The following is a 16,907-nucleotide window of genomic DNA, read 5'->3' on the forward strand; positions in this document are numbered from 1 at the left end:
GTTGGCAAGCGGGTCATGCACCCGTTACCCCTGAGTCGGATGAGAAAGAGAAGAAATCTCACTGATACGTAAAAAAGTTTCACGCCTTCTGCAAGGCGCTCACGGTCACCCAGTAGCGGGTGCGACGCATGATGCCAATTGGCAGCACGCTGGCGATCGCGCGCAAGGCTTTGTCGGTGTCGTCCACCGGGAAGGTGCCGCTGACGCGTAGCCTGGCCACAGACGGGTCACAGCGCAGCCAGCCGCTGCGGTAACGGGCCAGTTCGGCGAGTAGCGCGTCCAGCCGTTGCTCGTTCGCTACCAGCAGGCCTTGGGTCCAGGCATCCTGTTCGGCAGGCAGCGGCCTTGCCGGGGTAGCGCCCGTAGAACTGAACTGGCAGTACTGCCCAGGTTGCAGCAGCAAAGGCCGGCCGTTCGCGGGTGTGATGCGGACCTGATGTTCGAACACTGCAACCTGGGTTTCACCGCCCAGCAAGCGTACCGAAAAACGAGTGCCCAGGGCCTGAACCCGACCCTGTGCGGTTTGTACGAAGAAGGGCCGGCCGGCAGGGTCGCCAGCGGTGGTCACCATCACTTCGCCCCGGCGTAAGTGGACCAGGCGTTGGTGCGCGTCATAGCGTACATCCGCCGCGCTGTCGGTGTTGAGCATCAGCTGGCCGCCGTCGGCCAGGACGACGGGCAGCCGCTGGCCAACAGCGGTGTGATAGTCGGCTAGCCAGGCGCCATTTTCGAACTGGTCAACGCCAAGCCAGCCCAGGCTGCTGCCGCCCAGCATCAGCGCCACGCCCTTGAGCACACTGCGACGGGTGTTGTGCTGGGCCTGACCGGCCAGGTCCAGCGTGCGCCCGGCCACTGCAGCAGGCACGCCTTGCAAGCGTCGCTGAAGGCGCTCGATCTGCGCCCAGGCCCACTGGTTGGCTGTGGTCTGTTGCAGCCACTGTTGCCAGCCGAGGTGGTCCTGCGGCCCGGCCGAACCGCTCTGCAACAGGGTGTACCACTGCACGGCCTGCTCCAGTGCCACGCGCTGCGTCGGGTCGGTCACGCTCATTGCAGACCTGCCTCGAGGTTGAACAGCAGGCAGTGGTGCAGCGCCCTGGCCATGTGCCGGTTGACCGTGGACAGCGAGATGCCCAGTTGCTCGGCGATGGCCTTGTACGGCATGCCCTCCAGTTGCGACAGCAGGAACGCCCGGCGCACTTCCAGCCCCAGCCCGGCCAGCATGGTGTCCAGTTCGCACAGGGTTTCCAGCAGTACCGCGCGGTCCTCTTCAGAAATATCCAGCGCCTCGGGCTGTTCGGCCAGGGTCTGCAGCCAGGCCCTCTCCAGGCGCGCGCGGCGGAAGTGGTCGATCATCAGCCGGCGGGCGATGGTGGCCAGGTAGCCCTTGGGTTCGCGAACGGCTTGCAGGCGTTCGGCGGCATTGTCTGCCGTGAGGATACGCACGAATACATCCTGCACCATGTCGGTGGCCAGGTGCTGGCAACTGAGCCGCGGTTGCAGCCAGTTGCGCAGCCAGCGGTGGTGGTCACGGTAAAGGTCATCGACCTGGGCGTGTGCATCCATGCAGGGCTTTTTCATACAGTCGGTTCAAATAAGAATTCTTATCATTATGGTGGTGACTGGCCAAGGGAACAAGAGGGCGCAACGGCCAGGCAGGTTACCTTGCAACGTTCAATTGAGAGTGATTATCACAATTGAAGTAGCGCATTCGCGGGTCAACCCGCTCCCACAAGGCACGCGCAGCGCCCGCAAGCCAGGCACCGTTCAGTGCCCCACCAGCTCCCCCAGCAAACGCTGCTTGTACCCCTGCAACACCCGGCTGTCGCGCTGGCGCGGGTGCGGCAGGTCAATGCGCAGGTCCGTCATGCCCTTTGAATGCTGAGCTTTCCGGCAGGACTGGTGCTGGAGCAACAACAAAGTGCTGCTGCAGCAGCACCGCAGTAACAGCTTCACGGTCTCGCAGGGTGTGGCGCCTGTTAAAACTGCTAGTTGTAGCAAAGCCCCCCCAACGATCAAATGATCGCTACCGGGCTGAGCAGGCGTTCGGCCGTCAGGCTCGCACAACGCACCAGGAGATGATCATGGATTACTCAACTGCAGAACTGGTCAAATGGTTAGGTGATGGAACACGCATGTTGGGATGGGGCGCGATCCTGTTTATCGACGGCGGCAAAATCAACGCAGTGTTGAAGCAAGAGTCGATCAGGCGCACCAAGACAGCCGAAAAGCTACCACCCATCAGTGGATTCATCAGTAATGGGGCAGACCGCCGCTTTGCGTTGTCTGAGTGCAGCCTGGTCTCACCGCGGTTGATGTTTGACGCCGATCTCGCCTCCGACAGAGCGCACCTGCAAATGGGAATTGTGGAGGCGAGTGTTTGGTCGCTTGCGAACGAAAACGGTGGTTGGCACGTGCGTGAGCTGCATGTGATGCACCCCTTGCAAGACGCTACATTAAGTTTGGATATTGACTTGACGCAAGCCGGCGGCACGATAGATGAAAGTAAAGTTATAAAACTCGATCTCAGCAACAGCGAGAAATTTTCCCTTTCCGATTATAAGGGGGATGATCGCTTGTTGACAGAATTTTTCAGGCAGACGTTTTCCGCGATGACGCCTGAACAGCGTCAATTTCCGATTGGCCAGTTTGGGGGGGACGCTGTCGTCATGTATCGGCCAACGGCATTCCAACTGCGCACGCAGGCAAGAAATAGAAGTGGCGAGGATGAAGAAGGGGGGGTAGCGGTGCTGGTACGTCTGGTGGGCTGGCCACACGGTTTGTTCCCTGGTACGAGCTACAAGTATCTGATTCCCAATGACCGGGACTACTCGGCTGCCGCTTTGTTTAATCCCAGATCCTTGAATATTCCAGCAGCGGTTAATTCATTAAGCAGCGTGATTGAGGATGTTGAGTTAGACACTGTGGTGGGCGCGAATGGTAGGTTGCAATGCGCTTGTCGCAAAGGGTTTGTTCGCCTTCAAGAACAGGTTGTAAAAAGGAGTTATGCGCTTCCGATCGGAGCTAAAGTGTATAACATCACGGCCCACTTGCGGATATCCAATACCGTTATTGATATGCGAGACAGGGTGACGGTAGAAGCAGGTAAAGATCATGTCATCACTCACTTGCGGCTATTGGGTAACACAACCGTTCAACTTATGGATTTTGAAGATGAAACTGGCGAGCTGAAGGACATGATGGCGGAGTTAGGGCTTGATATGGACAAGTTCATGGAACCGGCCGATGGTGATTTTGAATATGAGTTTCTGCCTTATTACAGACCTGGGCAGGATGATGAGCTCACTCTCGATGAGGAGCGCTCCTTGTTCAACGAGATTGTGCCATTTCGCCCAGTATTTCGCCCAACAACTCCACCAGCTAACCTTTTTCAAAATGACGGTGGAAGTGCATGGATGTTATTGATTCTTTTGGCTTTTTTTGCGTTGCTCGCTGTTGCTGTGACACAGCTCTGGGTTGGTGCTGCCAGCCCGTTTATCGGGGTTTTGAAAAATGTTATACGTTCGAAGTTGGTTGAAAATTTAAGTGTATTACCCACCTTGGAGGCGGTCACCAGCGATATCCTGAGGCTTAGCTTCGATAACGTCATCAAAGGCACAGACCTGCACCACCTGGTCGACACTGTCTCTTTCGGGCAGGTCAACCCGGCCGCCACCACTTTCACAATCAGCCCGCTGGAGAAAACCGTGCATGCAGCTGCAGTGCAGCCATTCGTGACCGTACCTGCCTCAGGCAACGTGGAGTGGTCCGCTGAGGCAATATCCGGTATCGCGGAGGATGTTCGGCTATCCATTGATACCAACGGTGTATTTACCGCCCCGGCTGCCAGCGACATGACGAAGTCGTTCGCCCAGGTGTTGTTGACGGCAACGAGCAAGACCAACCGGGCGATTCACAGTAGTGCCATGATCACAGTGGTAACCGAGCCACTCCATGCCAACCCATCAATCGTGGTTGCTCCGCCCAACACCCAGGTCAGTTTCAACGCCGGGGCACTCGGCAACCCCCTTGCGTTGGAATGGCAATATCAAGGCGAATCCGTCGGGAAGGGGCAATCTGTGACGGTCACCAGTCCTGCTGACCCTGGCACAGCTGCCTTTACCGTTGAGGAAATTCAGGTGAAGGACCCTGCAAGCGACCAAACCTGCAAGTGTGTGCTTGTCACCGAGATGGGGCTGAAAGTGCCCATGGTTGTCAGTGCCGAAGTTGATTCGGAACTTACAAAAGTTGAACTGGAGGCAAGGGTCAACGGGAGAGTTGTAGCCCGGGAGGACATCGACTGGAAAGTGCTCCACGGCCCTGGTGATGTCGTGGCGGGCACCTATATCCCGGGTGGGGATGGTAAGGACCACTTTGCATTGATCAGCTCAACTTATGATAGTGGTGACTTCGGTATTTTCGAAGGCTACATCATACTGGCCCTGCCACTCGCCGAACACCGGCACATTACGACCTGGTAGGCTGAGCTGCTGTCATGATGATCTTCGCGGCAAAGGCGTTGTTTTTTGCAGGCCTTCACCGCGAAGGGCTTCCTTGCATGTCAGATCAGAAATCGTAACTCACACTGGTGTAGTAGAACGCCCCCTGAGCCCCCTCCGGGCTGGTAATGGAGTACTTCGGCACGCCATACAACTGCGCTCCCTTCGCTTTGTCCGGGTGGCTGTCGAACAGGTTGATCGCGCCCGCCGACAAACTCAGGCCCAGGTCGAAGCGGTACGACACGTCCAGGTCGGTTACCCACTGCGGGCTGAAGGTCTGGTCCAGCGTGGGGTTGGCGGCGTTGCGGTTCTTCCATTCGCCATAACGGCGCTGGGCCACGGTGACGCTCCAGCCGTCATACAGCCAGTTGGCGCTGAGGGTGAGCTTGTCCTCGGGCGTGCCATCCTCGATCAGCCCCTGGGTGTTGCGGCCGATGATCTGGTTGCCGGGGATGCTGCCCACATCGTCCAGCCCGGTAATGCGGGTGTTGTTGCGCGCGTAACCGCCGTTGAAGTCAACACGGCCCCAGCGGCCCACGTCCAGTTGGTAATGGCCGGCCAGTTCGAAACCGTCGGTGCGGGTGTCGGCAATGTTGGTGTAGAACGCCGCGCTCTGGATATTGGCGTAGGGCGTGCCGGCGAAGATCGGGCCCACCACCGCAGCCGGCAGCTGGTCGGACAGGGTGATGCGGTTGTCGATGTCGATGCGGTAGGCATCGAGGGTGACCGAGGCATTGGGCAGTGGTCGCCACACCAGGCCTACCGAGAAGTTGGTCGATTCTTCAGGCTTCAGTGCCTTGCCGCCAAGCAACGCCGCTTCCGGGCTGTCGGCGCGCAGGGTGCGTTGCTGCACCTCGACCCAGTTGCCACTGCCCGGCGGCTGTTCCACCACCTGCACGCTGAACGACGACAGCCCGCTCTGCACCAGCGATGGCGCCCGATAGCCGGTGCTGGCGCTGGCCCGGGCGGCGATCTGCGGGGTGAAGTCGTAACGCAGTGACAGCTTGCCGTTGGTAGTGTCGCCAAAGTCCGAATAATGCTCGCTACGCACAGCCACGCCTGCCTGGAATTTATCGGTCAGTTGGGCTTCGACATCGAAGTAGGCACCGATCACGCGGCGGTCCAGTGACACGGCATCGACCTGGGTGATGCCCGAGTAGTAGCCAGGGATACGCCGCCCGGTAATGGGGTCGATCGTGTTGAACAGGGGGCCGTTGGACCAGCCGGCGGCGTCACCCTCGCTGAGGTCGTAGTTTTCCTGGCGCCAGGCCAGCCCGGCGGAAACGGTCAGCGGCTTGACCAACCAGTCATTGGCAAAGTCGCGGGTCCAGTCCAAGGTCAGGTTGGTCTGGTCGGCTTCGCGGCGGCCGGTGTAGATGGTCGAGGGGCTGGCGGTGCCCCAGCTCGGGTTGATGGCATCGTGGTCGGTTGAGTCGACGCGGTTGTCACCGTAGTTCAATGCCAGATCAAAGTTGCCAAGGGTTTCGTCTTCGAAGCGCAGGCCGCCGGTAACGGCAAAGTCTTCCAGCCCGTAGCGGGTGACCGGCAAGCGGCCGTCCGGGTAGCGCGCCAGGGCTACGCTGCCGTAGTTGTTGCGCAGGGTGGTGGGTGGGTCGAAGAAGTTCTCGGCATCGGTGTTCTTGTGCGCGTAGGTGGCAAAGCCGTAGGCACTCAGCCCTTCACCCAAACCCATTTCGGCGTTGGCGGTGAAGTTGTACTGGTCCGAGACATTGCCCGAACCCCAGCGCCAGTTGCGGTATCGGTTGTTTTGCTCGCGCGCGGTGTCGATGCTGGTGGAACCGGGGTAGAAAATGCGGTTGTCGTCGCGGGTGTCGCTGGCCGGGTCCTGGCTGCCGGCGTCGAAGGCCAGGGTCAGGAAGCCGTCGTTGGGCAGGGCAAAGCCTTTCCAGCCACTGAGCTTGCGTTGCAGGCCGTCGCCTTTCTTGTAGCCGCCGAAGCGGTAGCCGGCGTTACCGCCGTCGTCACGTTCCTTGAGCACGATGTTGATCACCCCGGCGATGGCGTCCGAGCCGTACTGGGCGGCGGCGCCGTCGCGCAGGATTTCAACGCGCTCGATGGCCGACAGCGGGATCAGGCTGAGGTCCACGGCTGCCGCACCGCGGGCGTTGACCAGGCCCTGGCGGGTGACGTTGGCACTGGTGTGGCGACGCTTACCGTTGACCAGCACCAGCACCTGGTCAGAGGCCAGGCCGCGCAGCGAAGCGCCCTGGGCAATGGAACCGGCGAAGGCGCCTTGCGGTGACTGCGGGAAGCTGAACGAGGGCGACAGCGCGGTGAGTGCGGCGGACAGGTCGCTGGCGCCGGTTTCCTGAAGTTTTTCACCGCTCAGGACGTCGACCGGGGCGGCGCTTTGCAAGGCGGTGACGTCGCTGCGGTGGGTGCCGACTACGACCACCGTGTCCAGGCGGTCGTTGGGTTCGGCGGCGAAGGCGGGCACGGCGAGGCCGGCGATGGCCAGGGCGATGGCGCTGGCCAAGGGGGAGTGGTGGGGCATGGTATGTTCCTGCTGAAGAATGTATTGGCAGTTCAGGCCTCATCGCCGGCAAGCCAGCTCCCACAGGTCCCCACACGTTTCACGCCTTGTGCTGTACCTGTGGGAGCTGGCTTGCCGGCGATGAGGCCCTGAAGGGCAGCTCAGAACCGGCTGGTAACGCTGAGCCCGACGGTGCGCGGGTCGCCGTAGGTGATCACATACTGCCCAGCGGTGCCGTTGGGCCGGCCATGCACCTGGTAGCGGCGGTCGGTAAGGTTATTGACGAAGCCGGTCACGCTCAGCTTGTCGTCGTGGCTGAACCAGCTCAGGCGGGCGTTGGCCAGGGTGTAGTGAGGCTGGCTGAGGGTGGCGTCGGCGCTGCTCTGGCGGTCGGCCAGGAAGTACTCCTTGTCACGGAAACTCACGTCGCCCCCTGCCACCAGCTTGCCGCCCACTTCCAGCGGGATGGTGTAGTCGGCACCCAGCGACACCACGTTACGTGGCGAACGCACGAAGCTGTTGCCGCTGTAGTCACCGGTCACCGCGCCGGTGGTGGGGTTGGTGTTCTTGAAGTCGGTGTACTCGGTGTCCAGGAACGACACCGCTGCGCGCAGGTGCAGGCGATCGGTCGGCTGGCCTTCGATCTCCAGCTCCGCGCCCTTGACCTTGCCCTTGGCGCCGTTGGTCAGCGCGGTAGTGAGCACGCCGTTGTTCACCGTCAACAGGTTTACCTGGATGTCGGAGTAGTCGTAGTAGAAAAGGTTGGCGTTGACGGTGAGGCGGCGGTCGAACCACTCCGACTTCAGCCCCAGCTCGTAGGCATCCAGCTCTTCCGGGTCGACCGTGGTCAGCTGCGCCAGGCTGGTCGACAGCCCAGTGTTGAAGCCGCCCGAGCGGAAGCCGTGGGCGTAGCGGAAGAACACCCGCAGGTTGTCGTTGATGCGGTACTCGGGCGTCAGGTCATAAGTCCATGCTTCCCAGGTCTTGTCTTCCTGGCGGTTGCCGTTGGTGCCCACGCCACCCAGCGGAATCAGCGGGCCAGTGGCAGTGGCGCGGGTCAGTTGCACCAGGTCCAGGTCGATGTCCTTTTTCTCCTGGGTCCAGCGCAGGCCCCCGGTGACGCTGAAGGCATCGGTGAAGTCATAGGTCAGGTTGCCGAACAGCGCGTAGCTGTCGGTACGGTGGTCGTAGCCCATATCGCGGAACGCCGTGGTACCCACCTGGTTCGAGCCGCTGCCGTTTGGCGTCGGCCCGGGGGTGACGATGCGTTGTGCCGAGCTGTCCAGTTCTTCATGGAAGTAATGCGCACCCGCCAGCCAGTGCAGCGGGCGGTCTTCCGGCGAGGCCAGGCGCAGCTCTTGCGACCACTGGCGGTAGCTGTTGTCGGTGATCGACGCGCCGTTGACCTCGTAGGGGGTGTAGTCGGCGTCGCTGGTGGACGTGTTGCGGATGTAGTCGTAGGCGCTGATCGAAGTCAGCGTGTAGTCGCCCAGGTACCAGTTGAAGGTCAGCGAGGCGCCGTCGTGGTCCAGGCGATAGTCCTCGTTGACGTTCAGCGAGATGTCACGGCCATGCGGGCGTTCGTAGCCCACGTTGTAGTAGCGGCCCACTGGGAGCGATCCATTGCTGCCGTCGCCCTTGAACTGGCGGCTGTGCAGTTTGAGCAGGGCGTCCAGGTCGGGGTTGAGCTGGGCCAGGAACTGCAGGCGGATGGCTTTCTTGTTCACATCGCCATAGGTGTTGCCGTCGAAATCATTGTTCTGGAAGCCGTCACGCTCCTCGGAATACAACGCGACTCGCCCGGCCAGCTTTTCATCGACCAGCGCGCCGCCGATGGCGCCGGTGACGATGCGCTCGTTCTTGCTGCCAAAACCGACGGTGCCGTAGCCGTCGGTGTCGAAGGTTGGCTTCTTCGAGATCACGTTCACTGCGCCGGCCGTGGTGTTCTTGCCATACAGGGTGCCTTGCGGCCCACGCAGGATTTCGATGCGCTCCAGGTCGAACAGCGGCCCGCCACCGGCGACAGGGGCGTTGAGGTAGACGTCGTCCGCATAGATGCCTACCGGGAATACCGTTGCCGCGCCGGTGTCACCGGTGCCCAGACCGCGGATGTACCAACGCGGGCGACCGTCGCCGTCGGGGTTCTTGGCCGAGGCGTTGGGCACGAAGGTGGTGATATCGCCCATCGAGCGCACACCATCGGCGGTGATGCTGGTGCCTTTGATGGCCGATACGGCTACCGGTACTTCCTGCAAGGTTTGCTCGCGGTGCTGGGCGGTGACGGTGACGGTTTCCAGGGCCGGTTCGTTCTTGTTGTCTTCGTTGGCGGCGATGGCCTGGTGGCCGGTGCCGGCCAGCAGCAGCGCGAGGCTGACCTGGCGGGCGAGTGGATTGAGCTGGTGCATGGTGGATCTCCCCGTATGTAAAGCAGTGTTGGGGAGAGCTAGAGCAGGGACTGTGCCATGTTGGTAAACTATTGATATATAACAATATTATTTGTATTTTTTGACGAAGTTGCAGATTGGGCAGCAGTGGGGTGCTGGGCGGGTGCTGCTGGGGCAGCAGCGGCCAGGCTGAGAATTTTGGGGCTGCTGCGCAGCCCATCGCGACACAAGGCCGCTCCTACAGAGGTCCTGCATACGCCGATCAAATGTAGGAGCGGCCTTGCGTCGCGATGGGCCGCAAAGCGGCCCCAAAAATCTCAAACGGCTAACCGCGAAGTCGAGCCGATCACACTCTCCAGCACGCGAAAATCTATCCACTCGCGCACATCAAAACGCCGCGGTATGAACCCCCACCTGAACAGGAACTCGGTAAAGTCCTGCAGCGCCTCGATCGAGCGGCTATCCAGCGTCGTGCGCAAGCGCCGGTGTGCATCGTCGCCATAGGCCGCCGCCACCCAGTACTCGCTGGTGTTCAGCTCACGCGCCAGAAAGCGCCGGGTTTCCTCGGGATTGGCCCAGGCCCATTGCTCGGTGCGCAGCACGGTGTCGACCAGGGTGCGGCTGGCATCGAAGTGGTTCTCCAGCAAGTGCCGGTCCACGGTCAGCGTGCGCGGGGTGCCGTTGTTGCTGCGGATCAGCGGGTCCGGGTGGCTGCCGGTGTCGACCACCACGCGCAGGCCGAACTCGTGGGCCAGGTGCACCGCATGCGCGCCCTTGAGGAAGATAGCGTCGATGTCGCCGCGCAGCAGGCCGATCAGCTCGTTGTTGCGGCGGCTGAAGCGGCTGGTGTCCAGGCTGACTTCGGCGCCGTACAGGTGCTGCTTGGCATCGTCGCTGTAGGTGCCGCCGTAGGGGTAGTCGACCAACTCCACATCGGCCACTGCCAGGCCTTCGAGTTTCAGGGCATTCTCCAGCCCGCGCAGGGCCTGGGCGCGGGTGAAGTCGATCTGCACGTTGGCCCACTTGGGTATGCCGAAGCGGCGGTTTTTCAGGTCGCGAATGCTGCGTACGCCGCTTTCTTCGGTGGTGAGGATCAACTGCACCTCATCGCTCCACGACAGCCCCAGCACGCGGGTTTCGACGCCGCTGGCGTAGGCCCAGATCGCCGGGATGTTGCCGCCATGGCGCACCGAGTTCTGCAAGTGATGGTCGTAGTGGGCCTCGCGCACCTCGCGTTCGCTGGACTCGCGTAGCGACTGGATATTGGTGCCGAACGGGGTAAAGGCCTCGGCCAGGCGCCCCGACTGCACGGCAATGCCGAGGCCGGTGGGCACCGGGCTGTGGGTGTACCAGAGGGTTTCCAGGGGCTTGGTCATGGGGTTACGGGTTTCCTGTCCATGGGAATGGGGGCCAACAGCTGGTCCAGTGGTTGACGGGTGATCCAGTCGCGTACCTCGAAACGGTGCGGGATGAAGCGCCAGCGTTTGAGAAAGTCGACAAAGTCCTGCAACGCGTCGATGGCCTGTTCGTCCAGGCGCGTGCTCAGGCGCAGGTGGGCGTCTGCGCCGTAGGCCACTTGCACCCAGTATTCGCTGCTGTTGGTTTCCCGCGCCAGGTAGCGGCGGGTTTCGTCGGGGTGCTGGTGGGCCCAGCGTTCGGCGCGCAGCACCGAACCGAGCAGCGTGTGCACCACCTGCGGGTGCTGCGCCAGCAGGTGGCTGTCAACCGCCAGGGTGCGTGGTGTGCCGTTGTTGCTGCGAACGAGTGGGTCGGGGTGGCTGCCGGTGTCGATCACTGTGTGCAGGGCAAACGCGTGGGCCAGTTGCACGGCACTGGCGCCTTTGAGAAAGATCGCGTCGACCTCGCCGCGCAGCAGGCCGGCCAGCTCCAGGTTACGGCCTTCGCCCTGGGTGCTGGACACCGGGGTGCCGGCCACGTTGCGCACCGGGCGGTCGCTGAAGGTGCCGTCGTAGCGGTAGTTGACCAAGTCCACATCGCCGACCTGCAACCCTTCGAGCTTGAGGGCGTTTTCCAGCCCGCGCAGTGCCTGGGCGCGGGTGAAGTCAATCTGTGCCGCGGCCCAGTCGGGCAGGCCAAAGCGGCGGCCCTTGAGGTCTTGTACGGTGTGGATGCCGCTGTCTGGGCGGGTCAGGATCAACTGCGCCTCATCCGCCCACGACAGGCCGATCACGCGGGTGTCGCGGCCTTGGGCGCGGGCCCAGATCGCCGGGATGCTGCCGCCGTGGCGTACCGAATTGAGCAGGCTGTGGTCGAAGTGCGATTCACGCACTGCCTGCTGGTCGGCTTCGCGTAGCGATTGCACCTGGGTGCCGAGGCTGGCCAGGTCGTCTTGCAGCCAGCCTTGCTGCACGGCAATGCCCAGGCCGGTGGGCACCGGACAGCGGGTGTACCACAGGGTATCGAGGGGTTGGCTCATGTTCTTGCTCCTGGTCAGGCACTGGCTTGCAAAGGGGTGGGGATGGCGGCCTGCTGCACCAGCGGCAGCACTTCCTGGCCGATGCGCAGGGCTTCTTCCAGGTGTGGGTTGGCGGCGAGAATGAAGGTACTGAAACCCGCGTCGCGGTACTCGGCCAGGCGTTCGGCGATGTTCTGGTGGCTGCCCACCAGGCCGACGGTGGGGCCGGGTTTGGCCTTGGCAAAACCGGCCCACAGGTTGCGCGCCAGGATCAGCTCGTCAAAGCTTTGCAAGCCTTGGTGATAGGCCGCCTGGCGTGCACCGCCAACGGAATCCGAGCCGGTGACGAAGCCCTTGGCCGAGGCGCTGGCCTTGCCTTCCAGGCGATCGAACTGTTGGCGCAGCTCACGCCAGGCTTGCTCTTCGGTTTCGCGGGCGAACAGGTCGACACGCAGGCCGAAACGCACCGTGCGGCCTTGCTTGTCGGCCAGCTCGCGCACGCGTTCGATGTGCGGCTTGAGCTGGTCGATCGGCTCGGCCCAGTTCAGGTACACATCGGCATGCCGTGCAGCCACGTCCAGCGCGGCATCGGAAAAACCGGAGAAGTACACGCCCGGTTTGCGTTCGAGTTGCAGGCCTGGCGGCAGGCTGCCGTTTTCCAGGCGGTAGATATCGCCTTCGTAGGAGAACCTGTCCTGCGTCCACAGGCCCTCGATCACATCCAGAAATTCGCCAGTGCGCTTATAGCGCAGGTCATGTTCCAGGAAGTCGCCATTGGCCCGTTGGCTGGCCGGGTTGCCGCCGGTGATGATGTTCCAGTCCAGCCGGCCACCGCTGAGGTTCTGCAGGATGGCAGCCTGCTGGGCGGCGTAGGCGGGCAAGGTCCAGGTGGCCTGGAACGCGATCAGAAAACGGATGCGCCGGGTTTCGCGGGCCAGCGCAGCGGCGGCGATCCACGGCTCCGGGCCGGTGGGCAGCAGCGCGCCTTCGAAGCCGGCCAGTTCGGCGGCCTTGGCCACCTGGGCGATGTAGTCGATGTAGGTGAAACCGTCGGCCTGGCCATCGGGCAGGCGGCCGGGGGCGATGTTGCCGGGGCGGTGCGCGGGGTTGCCGCGGTTATGGCGGTCGGTGGACAGCTGCGGGCCGTCAGTGCCCAAGGGCAGGCGCCAGAAGAATTCGGTGGTCATGGGGGCTCCTGAAGGGGGAGGGTGTGCGAGTGGGGAGGGTGGTGCAACGGCTGTGCCATGGCTGGCGCAGGGCCGGTGGTGTGGGTGTTTTCAGGGTGTGCTTGGGGTAGGGTGCTGCTGTGGCAGCAATCGGGCAGCAGTGGATGTTGGGGTAGCAGCATGAGCAGGCCCGGCCTCTTCGCGGGCGAGCCCGCTCCCACAGGTACAGCGCCGGACCTGTGGGAGCGGGCTTGCCCGCGAAGAGGCCGGCAAGTCAGACCTCGATTTCCTCGGTTACAACCTCTCCGGCACTGCGCAGATACGCGTCGTACAGCGCCGCATAAGCCCCACCACGGCTGATCAGCTCGGCATGTGCCCCTTGCTCCACCACCTGCCCATGCTTCACCACGGCAATCCGGTCGGCATCGCGAATGGTGGCCAGCCGATGCGCAATAATGATCGCCGTACGCCCCTGACACAGCCGGCGCAGCGCACGCTGGATGCGCCGCTCGGTATGCACGTCCACCGCCGAGGTGGCTTCGTCCAGCACCAGCACTGCCGGGTCGGCCAAATAGGCCCGCACCAGGCACACCAGTTGGCGCTGGCCGTGGCTCAAGTGGGTGCCCAGCGGGCCGACTTCGGTGTGATAGCGCTGCGGCAGGCGCTCCAGCACTTCGTCGGCACCTAGCTCGCGGGCGGCGGCTACCAATTGCGCATCATCTGCATCGGGCGCGGCCAGGCGCAGGTTGTCGAGGATGCTGCCGCTGAACAGCACGTTGTCTTGCAGCACCACGCCCACGTTGCGCCGCAAGTCATGCTGGGCCAGCGCACGCAGGTCGATACCGTCCAGCTTCACAGCGCCTTGCTGCACTTCATAGAAGCGCGTCAGCAACTGTACCAGCGTGCTTTTGCCATGCCCCGAGGGGCCGACGATGGCCACTACTTCACCGGCACGAATATGCAGGTCGAGCCCGTCGATCACCGGCCGTGGGCTGTTTGGCGCATAGGCGAAGCCGACCGCGTCGAAGTCTACCTGGCCTCGCGCCCTGGCCAGGGTGTGCGGTGTGGGCGGGTCAAGTACCTGCGCACGGGTGTCGAGCAACAGGAAGATGCGCTGGGCCGAGGCACTGCCGGTGGCGTAGCGTTCAAACAGGTCTGACAATTCCTGCAACGGGCCAAGGAACAGAAACACGTAGAACAGGCTCTCGGCTACCTGGCCCACACTGACCTTGCCCTCGGCCAGGCCATGGGCGCCGACCAGCAACAGCACGGCCATGCCGGCGGTGCTCAGCAGTGCGGTAAACGGAGCAAACCAGCCGGCGCGCAGGCTGCCGCGGATCAGCGCCTGGTTGAAGTCTTCCAGCAGGCGCCGGTAGCGAGCCTGGTTACTCTGTTCCTGCCCGCATTGCTGGATCAGCCTCACCCCGCTCACGCTTTCCACCAGGTGCGCGGTGAAGCGGCTGCGTTGCTCGGCCACCTTGGCCCAGTTGCGCTGCGACACCCGCTTGAAACGCCAGGTGGCCAGGGCCAGCAGGGGGACCGTGGCGGCCAGGCTGTAGAAAAAGCCAGGCTCGATGCGCCACAGCATTACCGCTGCCAGGCCGCAGCGCAGCAGCGCGCCCAGCAATTCGGGCGGGCCTTGTACCAGCAGCGGTTCCAGTGCATCCACATCACGGTCGGCACGGGAAATGATGCGCCCGGCACGGGTCTGGTCGAAGTAGCTCACCGACAGCGCCTGCACATGGGCGAACACCTTGACCCGCAGGTCGTTGAGCACGCCGATCGCCGCGCGCCCGGCCAGGAACTGCGATACCCCGGCCAGTAGAAAGCGCGCCAGCCAGCTTGCTGCCAGCCCAAGGCCCAGCCACAGCACCAGGCGCTCGTCGAGCAGCCAGTGGTCGGCGCTGGGCACCAGGCCCTTGTCCAGCAGTTCGCGTACAAACCACGGGCGCAGGAATACGGTGAATACCAACAGCAGTTCGATGCCTGTTACCGCCAGGATCTGCCCGCGAATAGGCCGCAAGAGCGGCAGCAGGCGGTGCAACATGCCCCGCTCCAGCGCCTGGCGGGCCAGCCGTTGCTCGATGTCGATATCGCTGGCGGGGGTGTGCTGCACATCAGTCATGGTCGATCCCCAGCAAGTCACGGTAATGGGCGTTGCTCGCGCACAGTTCGGCATGGCTGCCGCTGGCACTGATGCGGCCGTTTTCCAGCATCAGCACGCGGTCGGCCTGCAGCAGGGTGGACAGGCGGCTGGTGATCAGCAGCAAGGTCGGGCCCTGGCCGCCTGCGCTGTGCAGGTGGCGGAGGCTGTGCAGGACCCGGCGTTCGCCCAAGGCATCCAGGGCGCTGGTGGCGTCATCCAGGCAGAGAATGTCGGGGGCGCCGAGCAACGACCGAGCCAGGCACAGGCGTTGGCGCTGCCCGCCGGACAAAGTCACGCCGCGGTCGCCCAGCGGTGTGTCGAGGCCGTGGGGCAGGCGTTCCAGCACATCCTCGGCAGCCGCCAGGCGTAAACCTTCGCGCAACCGGGCGTCGCTGGCCTGCGGTGCGGCCAGGCGCAAGTTGGCGGCCAGGCTGTCGGAGAACAGGAAGCTCTCCTGCGGCAGTACCTGCACCCGGCGGCGCAGCTCGGCCAGGTCGAGGTCGCGGACGTCGTACCAACCGCTGGCATCGCTGCCAACCTGCACGCTGCCGTGCTCTACCTCGTTCAGGCGTGGCAACAGGCTGGCCAGCAGGCTCTTGCCGGTGCCGGTAGCGCCCACCAGCGCCACGACCTCACCGGGTAACAGGGTCAGCGAGCAGCCCTGCAAGACAGGCCGGCCAGCGTCCGCTGCACTGACCTGCACCTGGTTCAGCTTCAGCCCCAGCGGCCCGGCAGGCAGGGTGGAATGGCCGCAGAGGATGGCCGGGGTTTCGTCCAGCAGTTGCCAGATGCGTTCGGCACTGGCCCGGGCATCGGCGAAGGTCTGCATCACCCGGCCAATGCCTTCGATACGGAACACCAACGTGGTCGCCACCAGCAGCGAGGTGACCAGCTCGCCGATGCCCAGCGCGCCAGCTGCCACGCGGTGGGCGCCGTAGACCAGGATCCACACATGCCCCAATGCCACCACGGCCTGCGGCAGTGGAATGCGCGAGCTGGCGTAGGCGAGGGCAGCACGGGCGTGGCCGGTAAACACCTCGACCTGGCTGGCGAACCGTGCGATGCGCTGGTTTTCCAGGCCGAACGCCTTGATCACGCGTACCCCGCCGATGCCTTCGGCCAGGTCCTGGCTGACCTGGTCATAGGCCGCGCCCACGGCCCGGTCCAGGCTGACCAGCCGATCGGTCTGGACCACGAACAGCCACAACCCGATACCAGTCAGCAGCAACGGCACCAGGCCCAGCAGAGGGTCGTACCAGCTCAGCAAACCCACGGCGGCGAATACCACCAGCGGCGTTTCGATGATCTGCCGCCAGAAGGTGATCAGCGCGTCGCGCACTTTGTCGGCATCGCGCGTGGTGCGGGTCACCAGCTCACCCATGCCGTGGTGCCAGTGGTAGCCCAGGTGCAGGCGCTGCACCTGGTTGAGAATGCGTTCACGCAGGCGCGTGAGCAGGGCCTGGCTGAGCACCAGCGACAGCACGGCAGCGGCGTATTGCAACAGGCCGCGGCCCAGGGCGATGGCCAGCAGCAGCCACAACCAGTGCCAGGCCACGCTGGCGTCCAGGCTGCCATCAGCCAGGCGCAGCACGGCGCGGCCGGCACTGACATCATCGACCGCATGGCCGATCAGCCACTGCTGCCAGGCGAGGCCGAGGTTGCCGGCAATGTACAAGGCTGTGACCAGCGCGAAGCGCCAGGGCATTTCGCGATAGATGGCCAAAGCCCGAAGAAGAGGGTGGTTCATGTAAATGCTCGATCCGAATGCGACACCGCCCCTTGTAGGAGCGGCCTTGTGTCGCGAA

General features: G+C 63.3%; 10 protein-coding genes. 1 reads left to right on the forward strand and 9 read right to left on the reverse strand.

Going from position 1 to position 16,907, the window contains the following annotated elements:
• Window positions 1–79 precede the first annotated feature (79 nt).
• Entirely contained in the window at window positions 80–1,048 is a 969-nt protein-coding gene (locus ACIQUI_RS08160; RefSeq protein ID WP_403196932.1) for a FecR domain-containing protein, read from the reverse strand.
• Complete coding sequence (locus tag ACIQUI_RS08165) at window positions 1,045–1,563, reverse strand: sigma-70 family RNA polymerase sigma factor (RefSeq protein WP_403196935.1); 519 nt, start codon at window positions 1,561–1,563, stop codon at window positions 1,045–1,047. The genes ACIQUI_RS08160 and ACIQUI_RS08165 overlap by 4 nt, the downstream gene beginning before the upstream one ends.
• A 518-nt stretch (window positions 1,564–2,081) precedes the next feature.
• On the opposite strand from ACIQUI_RS08165, the gene ACIQUI_RS08170 reads away from it, so the two are divergent.
• A complete protein-coding gene (locus tag ACIQUI_RS08170; RefSeq protein ID WP_403196938.1) occupies window positions 2,082–4,478 on the forward strand; it encodes a hypothetical protein in 2,397 nt (798 codons plus the stop codon).
• A gap of 85 nt (window positions 4,479–4,563) precedes the next feature.
• Here the strand turns inward: ACIQUI_RS08170 and ACIQUI_RS08175 are convergent, their stop codons facing one another.
• The 7 genes from ACIQUI_RS08175 to ACIQUI_RS08205 all read right to left on the reverse strand — a co-directional run bounded on the left by ACIQUI_RS08175 (window position 4,564) and on the right by ACIQUI_RS08205 (window position 16,849).
• Entirely contained in the window at window positions 4,564–7,011 is a 2,448-nt protein-coding gene (locus ACIQUI_RS08175) for a TonB-dependent receptor plug domain-containing protein (protein ID WP_403196940.1), read from the reverse strand.
• Window positions 7,012–7,151: 140 nt separating this feature from the next.
• Window positions 7,152–9,395 carry a TonB-dependent receptor gene (locus ACIQUI_RS08180; protein ID WP_403196942.1) on the reverse strand — a complete coding sequence of 748 codons (2,244 nt, stop codon included), beginning with the start codon at window positions 9,393–9,395 and terminating at the stop codon, window positions 7,152–7,154.
• Window positions 9,396–9,691: 296 nt separating this feature from the next.
• Entirely contained in the window at window positions 9,692–10,750 is a 1,059-nt protein-coding gene (locus ACIQUI_RS08185) for an ABC transporter substrate-binding protein (RefSeq protein ID WP_016486035.1), read from the reverse strand.
• Window positions 10,747–11,811: an ABC transporter substrate-binding protein gene (locus tag ACIQUI_RS08190; RefSeq protein ID WP_403196945.1), complete on the reverse strand. Its 1,065-nt coding sequence runs from the start codon at window positions 11,809–11,811 to the stop codon at window positions 10,747–10,749. The genes ACIQUI_RS08185 and ACIQUI_RS08190 overlap by 4 nt, the downstream gene beginning before the upstream one ends.
• Before the next feature lie 14 nt (window positions 11,812–11,825).
• A complete protein-coding gene (locus ACIQUI_RS08195; protein WP_403196948.1) occupies window positions 11,826–12,977 on the reverse strand; it encodes an LLM class flavin-dependent oxidoreductase in 1,152 nt (383 codons plus the stop codon).
• 253 nt (window positions 12,978–13,230) lie between these two features.
• Window positions 13,231–15,081, reverse strand: coding sequence for an ABC transporter ATP-binding protein (locus ACIQUI_RS08200; protein ID WP_403196951.1), 1,851 nt, complete (start codon window positions 15,079–15,081; stop codon window positions 13,231–13,233).
• Window positions 15,074–16,849 (reverse strand): ABC transporter ATP-binding protein, encoded by a 1,776-nt coding sequence (locus ACIQUI_RS08205; protein ID WP_403196954.1) that lies wholly within the window; start codon window positions 16,847–16,849, stop codon window positions 15,074–15,076. Before ACIQUI_RS08205 ends, ACIQUI_RS08200 begins: the two co-directional genes overlap by 8 nt.
• Window positions 16,850–16,907 lie beyond the last annotated feature (58 nt).

Origin of the sequence: Pseudomonas sp. NPDC090592 (genome assembly GCF_044769185.1) — a bacterium.
Lineage (GTDB): Bacteria > Pseudomonadota > Gammaproteobacteria > Pseudomonadales > Pseudomonadaceae > Aquipseudomonas.